At 58.3% G+C, this 14,090-nt stretch carries 11 protein-coding genes; 2 read left to right on the top strand and 9 right to left on the bottom strand.

Going from position 1 to position 14,090, the window contains the following annotated elements:
• Position 1: 1 nt before the first annotated feature.
• Both ACXZ66_RS06410 and gatB read right to left on the bottom strand, forming a co-directional pair.
• Positions 2-1,282 carry a YkvI family membrane protein gene (locus tag ACXZ66_RS06410; RefSeq protein ID WP_458751054.1) on the bottom strand — a complete coding sequence of 427 codons (1,281 nt, stop codon included), beginning with the start codon at positions 1,280-1,282 and terminating at the stop codon, positions 2-4.
• A 175-nt stretch (positions 1,283-1,457) separates the two neighbouring features.
• Complete coding sequence (gene gatB, locus ACXZ66_RS06405; protein ID WP_458751053.1) at positions 1,458-2,957, bottom strand: Asp-tRNA(Asn)/Glu-tRNA(Gln) amidotransferase subunit GatB; 1,500 nt, start codon at positions 2,955-2,957, stop codon at positions 1,458-1,460.
• Between the two features lie 118 nt (positions 2,958-3,075).
• Between gatB and ACXZ66_RS06400 the strand changes: the two genes are divergently transcribed.
• Complete coding sequence (locus tag ACXZ66_RS06400) at positions 3,076-3,993, top strand: PrpF domain-containing protein (protein ID WP_458751052.1); 918 nt, start codon at positions 3,076-3,078, stop codon at positions 3,991-3,993.
• Positions 3,994-4,001: 8 nt separating this feature from the next.
• Here the strand turns inward: ACXZ66_RS06400 and ACXZ66_RS06395 are convergent, their stop codons facing one another.
• The 6 genes from ACXZ66_RS06395 to gatC all read right to left on the bottom strand — a co-directional run bounded on the left by ACXZ66_RS06395 (position 4,002) and on the right by gatC (position 11,254).
• Positions 4,002-5,033 (bottom strand): 6-phosphofructokinase, encoded by a 1,032-nt coding sequence (locus tag ACXZ66_RS06395; RefSeq protein ID WP_458751051.1) that lies wholly within the window; start codon positions 5,031-5,033, stop codon positions 4,002-4,004.
• A 10-nt stretch (positions 5,034-5,043) separates the two neighbouring features.
• Positions 5,044-6,339: an MFS transporter gene (locus ACXZ66_RS06390; RefSeq protein ID WP_458751050.1), complete on the bottom strand. Its 1,296-nt coding sequence runs from the start codon at positions 6,337-6,339 to the stop codon at positions 5,044-5,046.
• Positions 6,340-6,358: 19 nt separating this feature from the next.
• Positions 6,359-8,047 carry an ABC transporter transmembrane domain-containing protein gene (locus ACXZ66_RS06385; RefSeq protein WP_458751049.1) on the bottom strand — a complete coding sequence of 563 codons (1,689 nt, stop codon included), beginning with the start codon at positions 8,045-8,047 and terminating at the stop codon, positions 6,359-6,361.
• A gap of 25 nt (positions 8,048-8,072) precedes the next feature.
• Positions 8,073-9,251, bottom strand: a complete 1,179-nt coding sequence (locus ACXZ66_RS06380; protein ID WP_458751048.1) for a P-loop NTPase family protein — start codon at positions 9,249-9,251, stop codon at positions 8,073-8,075.
• A 216-nt stretch (positions 9,252-9,467) separates the two neighbouring features.
• Positions 9,468-10,952: an Asp-tRNA(Asn)/Glu-tRNA(Gln) amidotransferase subunit GatA gene (gene gatA, locus ACXZ66_RS06375; RefSeq protein WP_458751047.1), complete on the bottom strand. Its 1,485-nt coding sequence runs from the start codon at positions 10,950-10,952 to the stop codon at positions 9,468-9,470.
• A gap of 2 nt (positions 10,953-10,954) precedes the next feature.
• Positions 10,955-11,254: an Asp-tRNA(Asn)/Glu-tRNA(Gln) amidotransferase subunit GatC gene (gene gatC / locus ACXZ66_RS06370; RefSeq protein ID WP_458751046.1), complete on the bottom strand. Its 300-nt coding sequence runs from the start codon at positions 11,252-11,254 to the stop codon at positions 10,955-10,957.
• A 128-nt stretch (positions 11,255-11,382) separates the two neighbouring features.
• Here gatC and ACXZ66_RS06365 point away from each other — a divergent pair, with 128 nt between their 5' ends.
• Positions 11,383-12,048, top strand: coding sequence for an ACT domain-containing protein (locus ACXZ66_RS06365; protein WP_458751045.1), 666 nt, complete (start codon positions 11,383-11,385; stop codon positions 12,046-12,048).
• Positions 12,049-12,051: 3 nt separating this feature from the next.
• On the opposite strand, the gene ligA is transcribed toward ACXZ66_RS06365, so the two are convergent.
• Positions 12,052-14,070: an NAD-dependent DNA ligase LigA gene (gene ligA, locus ACXZ66_RS06360; RefSeq protein ID WP_458751044.1), complete on the bottom strand. Its 2,019-nt coding sequence runs from the start codon at positions 14,068-14,070 to the stop codon at positions 12,052-12,054.
• Positions 14,071-14,090: the final 20 nt, after the last annotated feature.

Genomic DNA, 14,090 nt, shown 5'->3' with positions numbered 1-14,090 from the left:
GCTACTTCTGCACGGAATTCTGGTTGCCGGAATCAGAAGCATCCGGTACTTCAAGGTCAAGATCCTCTGCCACGTCATGCTGGACGGTTTCCCAGAGCTCTTTGCCATCCGCGCGGGAGGTGCGGGCGAGTTGCTTGACTTCCTTGACCTCTGACGGTGAGAGTTCATCCTGTTCCGGGTCGATGTTTTGTTCGGCAAGTTCTGCCATGCGCTCGCGCAGTTGCTCTTCCTTCTTCAGCTTGTGGCGTCCGCGGAACCACGCGATCGTGGTCACGGCAATCATCACCATGCCGATATAACCGATCACGGGGTAAACCCACCCGAGAAGGTTGGAGAACCCAAGGAAAGACACAACAAATCCAGCCAAGGTGACCGCGATAAAAACGGGTACAAAACGCTCGGGGCGATGAGAGGTCAAACGCTTGGCCAGCGCGTAGAACATGCCGATAGCCGTGTTGTAAATCATCGCGTAAATAATCCACGAGACCACGAATCCGACGGCTGGGTGCATAGCATCGAAAACACCCAACAACGGCAGGTCAAGGCCACCAACTTTTTCGATGTTGAAGTAGATGACAAAGGCCAAAACCAGCAGCATGGCAGTGAAGATCACTCCGCCGAGGACACCACCACGAAATGCTGCCTTCGTGGAGGATTGGTTGCCGCCAATCACCAAAATCATGGATACACCCAGCATCAGCGCGAGCGCAGTGTAATTCACCGCCGAGAGCAACCAGTGTGGAAGCGCCGAGTCTTGTTGCATGGCAATCGCGTTGAGGTGCGAGGTGTCTTCAGGGAAGTTCACCAAAGTGATCACGAAGGCCACCACAATGGCGATGATGATAAACGGCGTAATCGCCGAGATAACGTTGGTGACTTTGTCCACGTCAAGGAATCCGGTGAGCAGCACTAGCGCGGTCATCAGGCAAGAACCAATCCACGTTGGCCAGCCGAATTGCTGCTCAAGGTTGGAACCCGCACCTGCCAACATGACAAAACCGATGGCAAAGAGGGTGATGGTCGTCGTTAAGTCCAAAAACTTGGACACCCAGGGGTGCGCAACGTTCTTAAATACCGTGTTGTGGTCGGAGGCTAAAAAATACGAGCCCAATTGGAAGATGATCGCCCCGGAGAAAATCATGATTGCCCCGGCAATCACCGCACCGACAAGGCCCATATAACCAAAGGAAACGAAGTATTGGACAACCTCTTGGCCGGTAGCAAAACCAGCACCAACCAGAAGTCCCACAAATGCTAGCGCGATTGTGATGCTTCTACGCACAGAAAAACCCTTTTCATCTCTAGAAAACAGAACAAGCGCGTACGAGACGCGCTTGCTATGAAAAAGGTTTCCCACCACACTGTGCCGGGAATTTGCGACAACCTTCTTCGCGACATCCCGTACAACGTCGCCCCACCTTACCAGAAGCTGGGTGGATACGAAGGTTGTTGGCAGATTAGCTCAACTTGGCAGCAATCAATTCGTTGACCTGCTTCGGGTCGGCCTTGCCCTTCGTTGCCTTCATCACGGCACCGACAATTGCACCGGTGACCTTGGTGTTTCCGGCCTTGTACTTCTCCACGATGTCCGGGTTTGCGGCAAGCGCTTCGTCGACAGCTGCTTCGATGGCACCGTCGTCGCGGACGACCTCAAGGCCTCGCTTTGCGACGACCGCGTCCACGTCGCCCTCTCCCTCAATGACACCATCGAGTGCCTGACGGGCTAGCTTCGTGGTCAGCTTGCCTTCCTTGACCAGGACAACCACGCGCGCAACATGGGCTGGCTCAACACCAAGCGAGTCCAAGTCGGTGCCGAGCTCGTTGGCCTTTCCTGCCAGGTAGGACACCCACCAGGCACGCGCTTCGTCTGGGGTGGTGCCGGCCTCGACGGTGTCGACGACTAGGTCGAGAGCGCCTGCGTTGACGAGGTCGCGGAACTCCTTCTCCGGCAGCTGCCATTCCTTCTCAATGCGTGCGCGGCGCACCCACGGAAGCTCGGGCAAGGTTGCACGGATTTCCTCCACCCACTCGGCTGGAGCAAGCACTGGAGGCAGGTCAGGATCGTTGAAGTAGCGGTAGTCGTCGGAGTTTTCCTTGCGACGTCCCTTCGACGTAGTGCCGTCGGTTTCCTGGTAGTGGCGGGTTTCCTGGATGATCTCCTCGCCGTTTTCAATCGCGCGAGCCTGGCGCTGCATTTCAAAGCGTACGGCCTGCTCCACCGACTTCAGGGAGTTGATGTTCTTCGTCTCGGTACGAGTACCGAATTCCTCCTGGCCCCATGGGCGCAGGGAGACGTTAGCGTCACAGCGCATCGTACCCTGATCCATGCGTCCGTCCGAGACACCGAGCGCGCGGACGAGCTCGCGGATAGCACCAACGTAGGCGCGAGCAATCTCCGGCATGCGTTCCCCAGCGCCTTCGATTGGCTTGGTCACGATCTCGATTAGCGGGATGCCGGCGCGGTTGCAATCGACCAAGGACGCGGTCGCGCCGTGGATGCGGCCACTAGTGCCACCGAGGTGGGTTAGCTTGCCGGTGTCTTCCTCCATGTGGGCGCGCTCGATTTCCACGCGCCACTCGGTGCCATCGTCCAAGAGAACATCGAGGTAACCGTCGTAGGCGATCGGCTCGTCGTACTGCGAAATCTGGTAGTTCTTCGGCTGATCCGGGTAGAAGTAGTTCTTGCGTGCGAAGCGGGAGGACTCTGCGATCTTGCAGTTCAAAGCGAGACCAATCTTGATGGCCCACTCGACGCCCTTGGCGTTCACTACCGGCAATGCGCCCGGCAGACCGAGCGATACTGGGTCCACGTTCGTATTCGGCGCAGCACCGAAGTGCGCCGAAGAAGTGGAGAACATCTTTGTTTCGGTAGCAAGCTCGACGTGAACCTCGAGGCCCATTACAGGGTCAAACTTCTCGAGTACCTCGTCGTAATCCATCAGGTCGTACGCAGTCATGGTTGGTAGTCTAGTGCCCTTGACGTCCGCGCGTCTCGTCAGGGTCTATCCCCTGCAATTTTGCATTCCGACCTCGATGGCCGCATTCCTAGAGTTCCCACAACGTATTATCTCCCTCATGACAACCGCATACCCTTGCCACATCATGCGCGGCGGCACCAGCCGAGGACTTTTGCTTCGCCTTGAAGATTTGCCAGAAGAGCAATCGCTTCGCGACGAGTTATGCCTCCGCCTTATTGGAAGCCCCGACCCTGTCGCTTTTGATGGTCTTGGTGGCGGCGTGTCCTCGAATTCGAAGGTGATGTTCGTCGGCCCTGCGCCCGAGTCGGATGAGGCAGAACTTGTCAGTGTCTTTGCACAGGTCTCACCGAATGAAGCGTCCGTGGATTGGAATGGCAATTGTGGCAATCTCTCTTCCGCGATCCTGCCTTATGCCATCGACACAGGATTGATTCCCGCGCAGGAGTCATGCACAGTTCGCAACCTAAATACAGGCACACTGATGGAGATCACGCCCACTCACACCCGCTTTGTGCGCCCGGGTGGAGAGAAAACTGGTTCCATCTTCCCCGCCGGTCGCATCACGCAAATCCAGGGCATTGATACAACTCTCATCGACGTTGCAAACCCCATTGCCATCGTTCGCGCACGCGACCTCGGGGTCTCTTTGACCACCCGCGAAGAGATGAACACAGACCAGGAATTACTTGATCGGCTCGAATCTTTCCGCGCCGAGGCGGGCACACGGATGGGCCTAGATTCCAAGGTGATTCCCCGGTTGGCGCTCTCCGAGGGCAACCGAGTATTCATGACCTCGGTAGGCGTGATCCACCACGCTCTTCCCGCCACGGGCATCTTGGCGCTCGGAGCAGCTACGGCACTCGGCGGCACCGTTTTCGAAGGTGGATTTACCTTCACCCACCCGAAAGGTGAAGTCACCGTCGACGCTTTGGCCAACGGTGACAAGCTGGAGTGGGTAGCACTCGAGCGCAGCGCGCGGATAATTATGCGCGGAGAGGTGCTCGTAGACCTTTAGGTAAACCCTTAAGAAAACATGGACTTCGCGATGGCGTAGCGCTCCGGCGGGACCGTCTTTAGGTTGCCGGTTGCGGCCTCGAGGGAAACCAAGTCAATGTCCTCGCCGTGCAAAGCCACCGAGGTACCAAACTGGCCTTCGTGTGCAGCTCGTGCAGCAGCAGCACCGTAGCGGGTAGCGAGCACTCGGTCGTATGCGGTTGGGGTGCCGCCACGCTGAATATGGCCTAGCACCGTGGTGCGCACATCGTAGCCAGTGCGGTGGTTGATCTCGTCGGCAATGACTTGCCCCATTCCGGTAAACGTCTTGTGACCGAACTCGTCCTCGTCGCCAAGCCCTGCGTTCATTGTGCCTTCCTTTGGCACTGCACCCTCGGCGACAACGATGATGCCGTACTTCTCTCCCATCTGGAAGCGGCGCTCCATCGCCTTGGTGATGTCCGCGATGTCGAAGGGCTCCTCCGGGATCACGGTGTAGTGCGCGCCACCGGCCATGCCAGCGTGTAGGGCGATCCAGCCGACGTGGCGGCCCATGACCTCAACAATGAGGATTCGGTTGTGCGACTCTGCCGTGGTGTGCAGGCGGTCGATCGCGTCGGTAGCCACTGATACCGCGGTGTCAAAGCCGAAGGTGTAGTCGGTGGCGTTCACGTCGTTGTCAATGGTCTTTGGCACGCCGACAACTGGAATGCCGTTATCGGAGAGCCACTTCGCGCCCTTCAGAGTACCTTCACCGCCGATGGCGATGAGTGCGTCGATTCCCGCGTCCTCGAGGTTGGCTTTGATCTGGTCAAGGCCCGCCTTGAACTTGTCTGGGTGCAAACGGCCGGTGCCCAAGATAGTGCCACCACGCAGGAGAATCGAGTCGATAAAGTGATCGTCGTAAAGCTGAATGCGGTGATCGTTGAGAAGACCGACCCAACCGTCCAGGTAGCCCACAACCGTCGAACCATACTCGGTATTGGCGGTGCGGACGATACTACGAATAACTGCGTTGAGGCCGGGGCAGTCGCCGCCGGAAGTCAGTGTGGCTAGGCGCATGCCCCCAACTTTAGCGGTTCCTGGCAGGAATGTCTGAGCGGAGGAAAAGTGATGCAACAACTCCGAGGAGCATGGCAGCTGCAAGGATTAACATGGCGTCGGCCGAGGCGAGCTCAATGCCGCGAGTTGGCGTTGCTATAGAGAGTGTCGCGCCGATCAGGGCCACACCAATAACGCTTCCCACCTGGCGCACCGTGTTATAGGCCCCGGAGGCCGCGCCCGATAGATGCAAAGGAATCGTGCGCATGGCAGTTGCCGCATTGGGCACCCAGATAAACGCACTTCCCACTCCCTTGAGCGCGGTAATCGCGATCATCCAATACACCGAAGCATCCCCGACCATGAGCCACCACGTCCACAGCATCGAAAACGCTAAGACCCCGAACCCGAAGACAGACAGGATCTTTGGGTTCACGCGGTCAGCGAGCACACCTACGTATGGAGTGAGGATCAGCGCCACGACCGACATCGGAACTGTCAACCAGCCTGCGGTGGTGGCGTCGATCCCGCGCGCGTCCTGGAGCCAGAACATAATCGGAATGAACTGGGCCGCAGCAGCAAAACCCATGGCCGCAATGCCCACCGAGGCGAGCGTGAAGTTGCGGTTTTTAAACACGCTCAGGGGCAGCAGTGCCTGATCGCCGTGCTTCGCTTGGAGCCTGAAGAAGACGATAAGGGCGAGGATGCCAATTACCAGTACAAGGATGTTTCCATATTGGATCCCATAGACGAGCGCTCCGAGTCCGATAAAGGAAATGATGACAGAGGGAGCGTCGAGAAGCGCACGCGACGTGCCCATCTTTGGAATCCATGCCAGCGCCATTACGCAGGCAATGACTCCGAGGCCAGCCTGGATACCGAAGGCGCCGCGCCACCCAATCGTGTCTACCGCCCATCCGGCAAATACGGGCCCGATCAACGAGCCGACTGAGCCAACGACGCCCCACATTGCGTAGGCAGGGCCACGCGAATGCTCGGGGAAGATGTGTCCAATCACGCTAAATGCCTGAGGTAAGAAAGCTGCTGCTCCCAGACCTTGAACTGCACGCGCAACAATCAGCCAAGCGAAAGATGGGGCCATGGCAGCCAGAGCCAGGCCAAGTGTGTACAGCGCTATTCCCGCGAGGAAGAGCTTGCGTTGGCCAAAGCGATCCCCCATCCGGCCCGTGACCAGCATGGGAACCACGGTGCACAAAAGATAGACGCTGGTGATCCAGACGGAGTCCCCCACTTCCGCAGGAAGGTGCGGGGTGAGCACAGGCACGACGGCCTGATCAAACATGACCAAGAAATAGCCCGCCGACATCGCCGTCAGCGCGAGCCACCTACTTCTGGTCGACTGTGTCTGTGTCTTCTGAGACTCGTGCCGCTCCGAGCTCTTTTCCGTGCCCATTAACCTGCCTGCTCTCTATCGCGCGTAGCCCATCGACGTTCCAGACTACGCGGTTATCTGGCAGCCACTCCGTTTGCGTCGTGGCGCACAACACTACGCCTGGGTAATGCGCGAGGTACCCAGCCAAGTCTTCCAAGAACTCGGGTGGCAAATGCTGGTCAATGCCTTCAAGGATCAACACAGGCGGTTGACCGAGCAGTGCACGCGCCACTTTAAGGCGCGCCACATCCCCTTGTGACCAGGGCTGACCATCATTTTTTAGCTGCCTCCGCAGCCCCTTTGCATCTTCATTCACCGTGGCTTCTAATCCGACAGCCGAGATCAACGCATTGATCTCCTCCGGTTCGGCCGAAGGTTTGCGGTATGTGATGAGTCGCTTCACCGACCCGCGCTCAAGGTGGGTGTGGATGGACGCAAATCCGACGAGTTCGCGCCTGACTTTGGCGGGAGCACTGACATAATCGAGCCCGTTAATGACAAAACAATCCTCATCATCGATAGACAAAAGCTCCGAGACGACTGACCTGAGGCGAGATTGATTCGTCGATCGCATCTCGACGAAAGTCCCGGCAGGTACCACCAACGTGTCGATTGGGTCATCGTCGACGACTAGCCTATCGACGACGACAGATCCGCCGCGGACCGGCAAAGCTTCGCCCTCGCGGGCTTCCCATGCTTGCCGACGTTCTTCTTCGGTTTCCTTCAGCCGGTCTGCTTGGTTCAACACCGGCACAAGGATGCGTGTCGCGGCGTTGTAGTTCTGGCGGTATTCCACCACCTTGCCCAGGTCATTCAAGGGTGTGGATAAGACTCCCAGCAAGGTCATCGCCGAGGCAACAGAGGCGGCCTCTGCAAATCCCCGATCGGAGACCAACACCACCGCCACGACTGCAAAGGAGGAAGCGGTAGCGGACAATGCGCGAGTCAACCCGGTGATCCGCGCGCGAGCCACAGCCGCGTTGACCACCTTTTCGCTATGGCGATCAAGCTGTTTGATTTCTCTGGCTACTGCGCCCGATGCGCGCACGGATTCGCTGGCAAGCACAGTATCGGCGATGCGCGCCGACATCCTGCCACGCCGTTTGCGCAAGGCCCGCGACTTTTTAAAGGTGGCGCTAGAGAGCGCCGGAATAGCGACAAAAAAGACGGCCATCGAGGCTGTGACAACCAGCGCTAGCGACCAATCGAGCAGGAACAGGCCAATTACCACTACTATGATCAGCGGAATTCCGGTGACCAGCGGAACAATCCCCAACGAGACCCAATTTCTAATCGACGAGAGATCGTTGGAGGCTCGAGTCACCGTCACACCCAGGGAGCCTGAATACTCGCTTTCCCCCACCGCTGTGACAACTAGGCGGCGACGCTGTTCGAAAACATAGTCTTGCCCAAGGTCTTCGCCGCTGACGCGCTCCAACCAGCGGGCCAGACCCAGGCCGATCGCCGAGCCAATCATCACGACGAGCACCCAACGATCAGCATGGGAGTTGTTGTCCAACACGGCCTCGACGCACAACGCCATCACTAAGGCGAGGACGGCTTGGACTACGCCAAGGCTTGTAAGAAGAACTAGCAGCCAACGCCTGCGCCCCGCCCAGATCGGCGGCATCTTTTCTGCCATTGTTTCCCTATGCGACTACCCTTTTTTACTGCTCCTGATTGAGAAAAGATCCTACAACTTGTGGTTCACACAGCTCAAACGTGTTAATTACTGGAACATTCAGATCGAGTAGAACTCCAGTTGCCTCGCGAGCTGCCAATGGCGAGGATGTCATCACACCCGAGGCACATGCCACCTGCAGTCCAGCTTCTTGTAGAGTCTGCACACCAGCCCGAGCACCAAGGGCATCAACGGCAGAAAATACGAGACGATCGACGCTGGCCTGGAAGATCTCGTCGCGAAGCAATCGCATCGTTTCGTCCTGGTAGATCCCATCGGCAATCTCGACGATGACCACGTCGTTGTTGCGACCGAGCAGCTCGATCATGTTGGAGGTGAGGTCGCGCACCTGGTTGAAATCAAGGCGGAACGTGGTGCCGTATCCGAAATCGGTGAAGTCAATGACTTCGGTGGCTCCGGCGTCGAAGAACAAGTTGCGGTCGTTGCCCGCGCCCGTGCCAGTGATTTTGCCCGCACCGACGCGCTTGCCTGCCTTGGTCAGCCCGTTGATCATGCAGGCAGCTGTGGTGGACTTGCCGGAATTCATTGAGGTGCCCAGCACGGCGATGACCTCGGTGGTCTTTGCTGGGGCTTCTGGGCGTGCCACGTTGACGTGTGGGGCATATTCCATCACATTAACCACGACTCCATCACGCGCAAGCAGGCCTAGTGGTTCGATAAGAGTGGGCGCATCGATACCCGCATGGTGTTCGGTGACAACGCCCGCGATGCCACCAGCTGCGACGAGGTGGCAGTAGTCCAAGTTCTCAGGCACGTGTGCGAGGAACTGATCGGCGGCGTAGCGGTGACCATAGGCCAGCATGACCAGATGGCCTTCGAACAAGATGGCCTTGCGCGAATGTTCCGTTTCCACGCGCTTGTGGTTATGGATTTCCACGACGCGAGCCACAACCACATCTCCTGCGCGAGGGGCTAGATCCTCGCCTGCGATCAGGTGGAAGTCATTATCTGGATCATTGAGCTTCGGTGTGAGGAAGCGACACGTATAGGAGTTTTGGATGCGCTGGGTTGGAAGTTCTTCCCTCCGGTGAGCTCCTTGCGAGGCTGGTGCCGCAATAGCCTGAAAATCGAGGTGCGCAGTTGCACCGTTGAGCATCGCCAGCTGCTGCTGCAAAATACCTGGCGCGGAGAGAATTGAGGTCATTAACCAAACCTTTCAAACAATTATTGATCATCTTTTTCCAAAAAATCACTGCTTATTTAACACTGAGAATGTGAATCAAAGGTAAAAAGCAGATGTGAAGTTGATCATGTGTTTGAATCGGTTCCTGCACCTGTTCCTGCACAGCAGAAACCCCATAAGTTTTCGACGTTTGTGCACGTCAAAAGCTTATGGAGCGAGTGGTACTTAGGCGTAGAACTAAGCGCGGGCGGCCTCGAAGGCAGCGCCGACGCGGTAGAGGCGATCGTCCTTAAACGCTGGTGCCATCAGCTGGAGACCAACAGGCAGATTGGTGTCTTCAGCGAATCCGGCAGGCAAGCTCATACCTGGCAGACCTGCGAGGTTCAGCGGCAGGGTGAATAGGTCAAAGTTGTACATTGCCAGCGGATCGTCGACCTTTTCGCCCAGCTTGAAGGCCGTGGTTGGCGTGACCGGTGCGGCAATGATGTCCACCTGTTCAAAGGCCTTCTTGAAGTCCTCGGCGATCAGTGCGCGGACGCGCTGTGCCTGCAAATAGTAAGCATCGTAGTAGCCAACGGACAGGGCGTAGGTGCCCAGCATGATGCGGCGCTTGACTTCGTCGCCGAAGCCTTCGGCGCGCGAGATAGCCATGACTTCGTTGGCCGAGTGCGTGCCGTCGTCGCCACCGCGGTGGCCGTAACGCATACCGTCGAAGCGCGACAGGTTGGATGACACCTCAGAGGTCTGGATGATGTAGTAGGCACCCATGACATCGTCGAAGTGCGGACAGTCGACCTCGATGATCTCGGCGCCAAGGTTCGACAACTCGTCGTAAGCCTTGGTGATTACATCCTGCACACCCGGCTGGTTGCCCGGGCGGTTGAATTGCTTGACCACGCCGACCTTGGTGCCCTTGAGATCACCGGTTGCGCCCTCACGGGCAGCGACAACAACAGGTGCCACAGGATTGTCCACGCTGGTGGCGTCGAAAGGATCGTGGCTTGCGATGACTTCGTGCAACAGCGCGGTATCGAGCACGGTGCGCGCAGTTGGACCGCCCTGGTCCAGGGAAGATGCGGCTGCGATCATGCCATAGCGAGACACAGTGCCGTATGTTGGCTTCACGCCCACTGTGCCGGTCAGCGCTGCTGGCTGGCGGATGGAGCCACCGGTATCGGTACCAATGCCCAGCGGAGCCTGGCCCGATGCCAAAGCTGCAGCAGTACCACCACCGGAGCCACCGGGGGTGCGCTCAGTGTCGTGTGGGTTACGGGTGAGTTTGTAGGCCGAGTTCTCGTTCGAGGAACCCATGGCGAACTCATCCAAGTTGGTCTTGCCCAAGATGGGGATGCTAGCCGCGCGCAGGTTTTTGACCACTGTTGCGTCATAGGGAGCCATGTAGCCTTCGAGCATCTTGGATGCTGCAGTGGTGGGCGCGTCGGTGGTGACGAAGAGGTCCTTGACCGCAACGGGAACGCCGGCAAGGGCGGAAGGAAGTTCCTCGCCCGCTGCTACCTTGGCATCGATCTCGTCGGCAACTGCCAACGCTTCTTCCGCGCCGACGTGCAGGAATGCGCCGAGGGTGTCGTCGATATCCGCGATGCGATCAAGGTGTGCTTGGGTGACTTCGCGCGAGGTGACCTCGCCGGAATGAATCTTTTCAGCGAGCTCTGCGGCGGTCAGGGCGGTCAGACCGGAAGATGGTGTGGTGTACTCGGTCATTTTTATTCAGCTTCTCCCAGGATCTGTGGAACGACAAAACGCTCGTCTTCAACCTCGGGGGCTTGATCGAGTGCCTGTTCTTGTGTCAGAGTCTTGATCTCAACGTCTTCGCGCATTGGCGCGTGGATGGAGTGTGGATGGCTCATTGGCTCGACTCCTTCCGTGTTGACCTGGGAAACCTTCGACACAGCGTCCATGATGGTATCCATCTGGTCGGCGTATGTAGACAGTTCTTCTTCGGTCAGCGCGAGACGGGCAAGACTTGCGAGGTGCTCGATATCCTCGCGGGAAATGTCAGACACGTAAACTCTTCCTTTGCACTTTAATCTGTTGAACCGCTCCCATATTACGGCACGAAGAAATCTTCGGGCACCTAGGTGGCGCTGGTATAAATAGGGAAGCGCAAATTTTGCCGATGAAAGAGGAAAACATGTCATACCTGATTCGAGTATTGCTCGCCGATACCCCCGGAAGCCTCGGGGACTTAGCCCAAGCATTCGGGCTTTTAGGTGCCAATATCCAATCAGTAGACATCGTGGAAGCACTGCCTGACGGCACGGTTCTCGACGATATCGTGGTCGAGCTCCCCCGCGACGTGATGGCCGATGCGCTTATCACCGCTGCCGGCGAAGTTGAAGGCGCCGAGGTGGATTCCATCCGCCCCTTTTCTGGCCGCGTCGACCGCCGTGGCCAGATTCAGATGCTCGCGCGCGTAGCCAAGCAATCGAACAACGTCCCCCGCGCGATGGAAGAGCTGGTCACGGTCATGCCGTTGGCTTTGACCTCGTCATGGGCCATTGTTCTACGCCAGACAGATCAAGGTGTCACACGCATCGCAGCCTCGCAGGCAGCGCCTAGCGACGATGGCTCCTCGCCTGCCCTGACCAACGTCACCGAAGCACGCATCCTGCTCCCTGACGAAGAAGAGTGGATCCCTGACTCTTGGGGTTTGTTGGACTCCACGCTCGTTGCTGCCCCGCTGGTCGGAACTGATCTCGTGCTTATTGTGGGCCGCACCGGCGGGCCGAACTTCCTGGCCAACGAGGTGAGCCATATCGGGGATTTGGGCACCATCGTCGGCTCGCTACTCACCTAAAACTTATTCAGGCGAACCGGTTTCTAGCAGGCGCTGGAAGCCGGCTTCGTCGAGTACGGTAACCCCCAAGTCCCGGGCCTTGGTTTCTTTGGAACCGGCGTTTTCTCCGGCCACCACGTAGTCGGTTTTCTTCGACACCGATCCACTTGCCTTGCCACCGCGAGAGACAATCGCTTCCTTTGCGGAATCCCGCGAAAAGTTCTCCAAGGTTCCGGTGACTACTACGGTCAGGCCCTCGAGGGTGCGCTCAACTTCGGTTCCAGCCTCGGCCTCCATGGTCACCCCGGCCGCGGCCCAGCTGTCCACGATCTGGCGGTGCCAATCCACCTCGAACCATTCCTTGAAGGCCTGCGCGATGATGGGGCCAACACCGTCGGTTTCCGAGACATCTTCGACGGGTGCATCGACGAGTGCCTGCATTGACCCGTAGCGCCCAGCCAACGCGCGGGCTGCCGTTGGGCCAACGTGGCGGATGGACAGGGCGACAATAACGCGCCAGAGATCCACTTCCTTCGCCGTAGCTAGATTCTTCAGCAACTTCTCGCCACTAGCGTTTACCTCGCCAGCATTATTGGTGTACACGCTGGTCTTGGCCAAATCTTCGTCGGTGAGGTCGAAGAGAGCGCCCTCGTCGATAAGCACTCCCGAACGGATCAGATCCTGGGCACCCTTCTCCCCCAATGCCTCGATGTCGAAAGCGCCTCGGCCGGAGAGGTAGCTCAGGCGGGAGGACAACTGGGCTGGGCACGAGCGTGTGTTCGGGCAGCGCCAGTCCACGTCGCCTTCCTTTTGCGGGGCAAGCGTGGTGCCACAGGAGGGACATTGAGTGGGGAAAATGAATTCGCGCTCGGTGCCGTCGCGTAGATCGGCCACGGGGCCTAAGACCTCGGGGATGATCTCGCCAGCTTTGCGCAGCACAACGGTATCGCCGATGAGTACGCCCTTGCGCTTGACCTCTTCTTGGTTGTGCAGCGTGGCCATAGACACTGTGGAACCAGAAACGAACACCGGCTCCATCACAGCGAATGGGGTGACGCGACCGGTGCGCCCGACACCCACCTGAATGTCGAGCAGCTTGGTGGTTACTTCCTCCGGTGGGTACTTGTACGCGATTGCCCAACGCGGCGCCCGCGAAGTGGAACCCAGACCGCGCTGCGCGGCGATGGAATCTACCTTGATGACCACCCCGTCCATCTCGTGGATCGCATCGTGGCGATGATCAGCCCAATAATCCACCGCCTCGAGCACCTCGGCTGCATTGGCCGCGGGCTTGGTGTATTCGGAGACCGGCAGGCCCCACGATGCCATGGCTTGGTACGCCTCGTGCTGGGTAGCCGGGTTAAATCCCTCACGGGCGCCAATACCGTGGCAGATCATGTGGAGCTTGCGCTTCTTTACGTCTTCCGGGTTTTTCTGTCGGATTCCACCGGCGGCCGTATTGCGCGGATTGGCGAAAGGCTTGCCGCCTTCCTCGATGCGCTGGGCGTTGAGCTCCGGGAAATCTTCGGGGCGGATGAATACTTCGCCGCGGATTTCTACCAGCTCGGGGAAGTCACCGGACAGGGTGTGCGGGATGTCCTCGATCACGCGCGCGTTGGCTGTGATGTCCTCGCCGACGCGGCCATCACCGCGAGTGGCGGCGCGCTCGAGTTCACCGTTGCGGTAGACCAAGTCGATGGACAGGCCATCAATTTTCAACTCGGTGAGGTACGGCCCCGGGGTGCGCGCCAACCAACCGGAGAGCTCCTCGTTGCTGAACACGTTGTCCAGGCTCATCATGCGCTCGAGGTGCTCGACATCGGCAAAGGCGCTAGAAATCGGCGCGCCGACCTCCTTGGTCGGCGAGTCCGGTACGGCAAGCTCGGGGTGGTCTTCTTCGAGCTGTTGCAGGCGCGCAAACAGCTCATCGAACTCCTTATCGGAGATGATGGGCTGTCCGTTGTAGTAGAGGTCGCGGTGTTTGCGAACTTCCTCAGCAAGTTCGTCCCATTGCCTGCGCAGATCAACTGATTGTTCGGTCACAGCCCCTAAGTGTAGCTAGA

The organism is Corynebacterium sp. S7 (assembly GCF_054401105.1).
This window is presented reverse-complemented; position numbering and strand designations above follow the sequence as displayed.

What these genes read in the sequence shown, in the direction of transcription:
- ACXZ66_RS06385 (WP_458751049.1), bottom strand. Translation starts at nt 8,047, where the DNA reads ATGGCAGAAAAGATGCCGCCGATCTGGGCGGGGCGCAGGCGTTGGCTG.
- ACXZ66_RS06395 (WP_458751051.1), bottom strand. Translation starts at nt 5,033, where the DNA reads ATGCGCCTAGCCACACTGACTTCCGGCGGCGACTGCCCCGGCCTCAAC.
- ACXZ66_RS06380 (WP_458751048.1), bottom strand. Translation starts at nt 9,251, where the DNA reads ATGACCTCAATTCTCTCCGCGCCAGGTATTTTGCAGCAGCAGCTGGCG.
- ACXZ66_RS06390 (WP_458751050.1), bottom strand. Translation starts at nt 6,339, where the DNA reads ATGTCGGCGGGCTATTTCTTGGTCATGTTTGATCAGGCCGTCGTGCCT.
- gatA (WP_458751047.1), bottom strand. Translation starts at nt 10,952, where the DNA reads ATGACCGAGTACACCACACCATCTTCCGGTCTGACCGCCCTGACCGCC.
- ACXZ66_RS06400 (WP_458751052.1), top strand. Translation starts at nt 3,076, where the DNA reads ATGACAACCGCATACCCTTGCCACATCATGCGCGGCGGCACCAGCCGA.
- ACXZ66_RS06365 (WP_458751045.1), top strand. Translation starts at nt 11,383, where the DNA reads ATGTCATACCTGATTCGAGTATTGCTCGCCGATACCCCCGGAAGCCTC.
- gatB (WP_458751053.1), bottom strand. Translation starts at nt 2,957, where the DNA reads ATGACTGCGTACGACCTGATGGATTACGACGAGGTACTCGAGAAGTTT.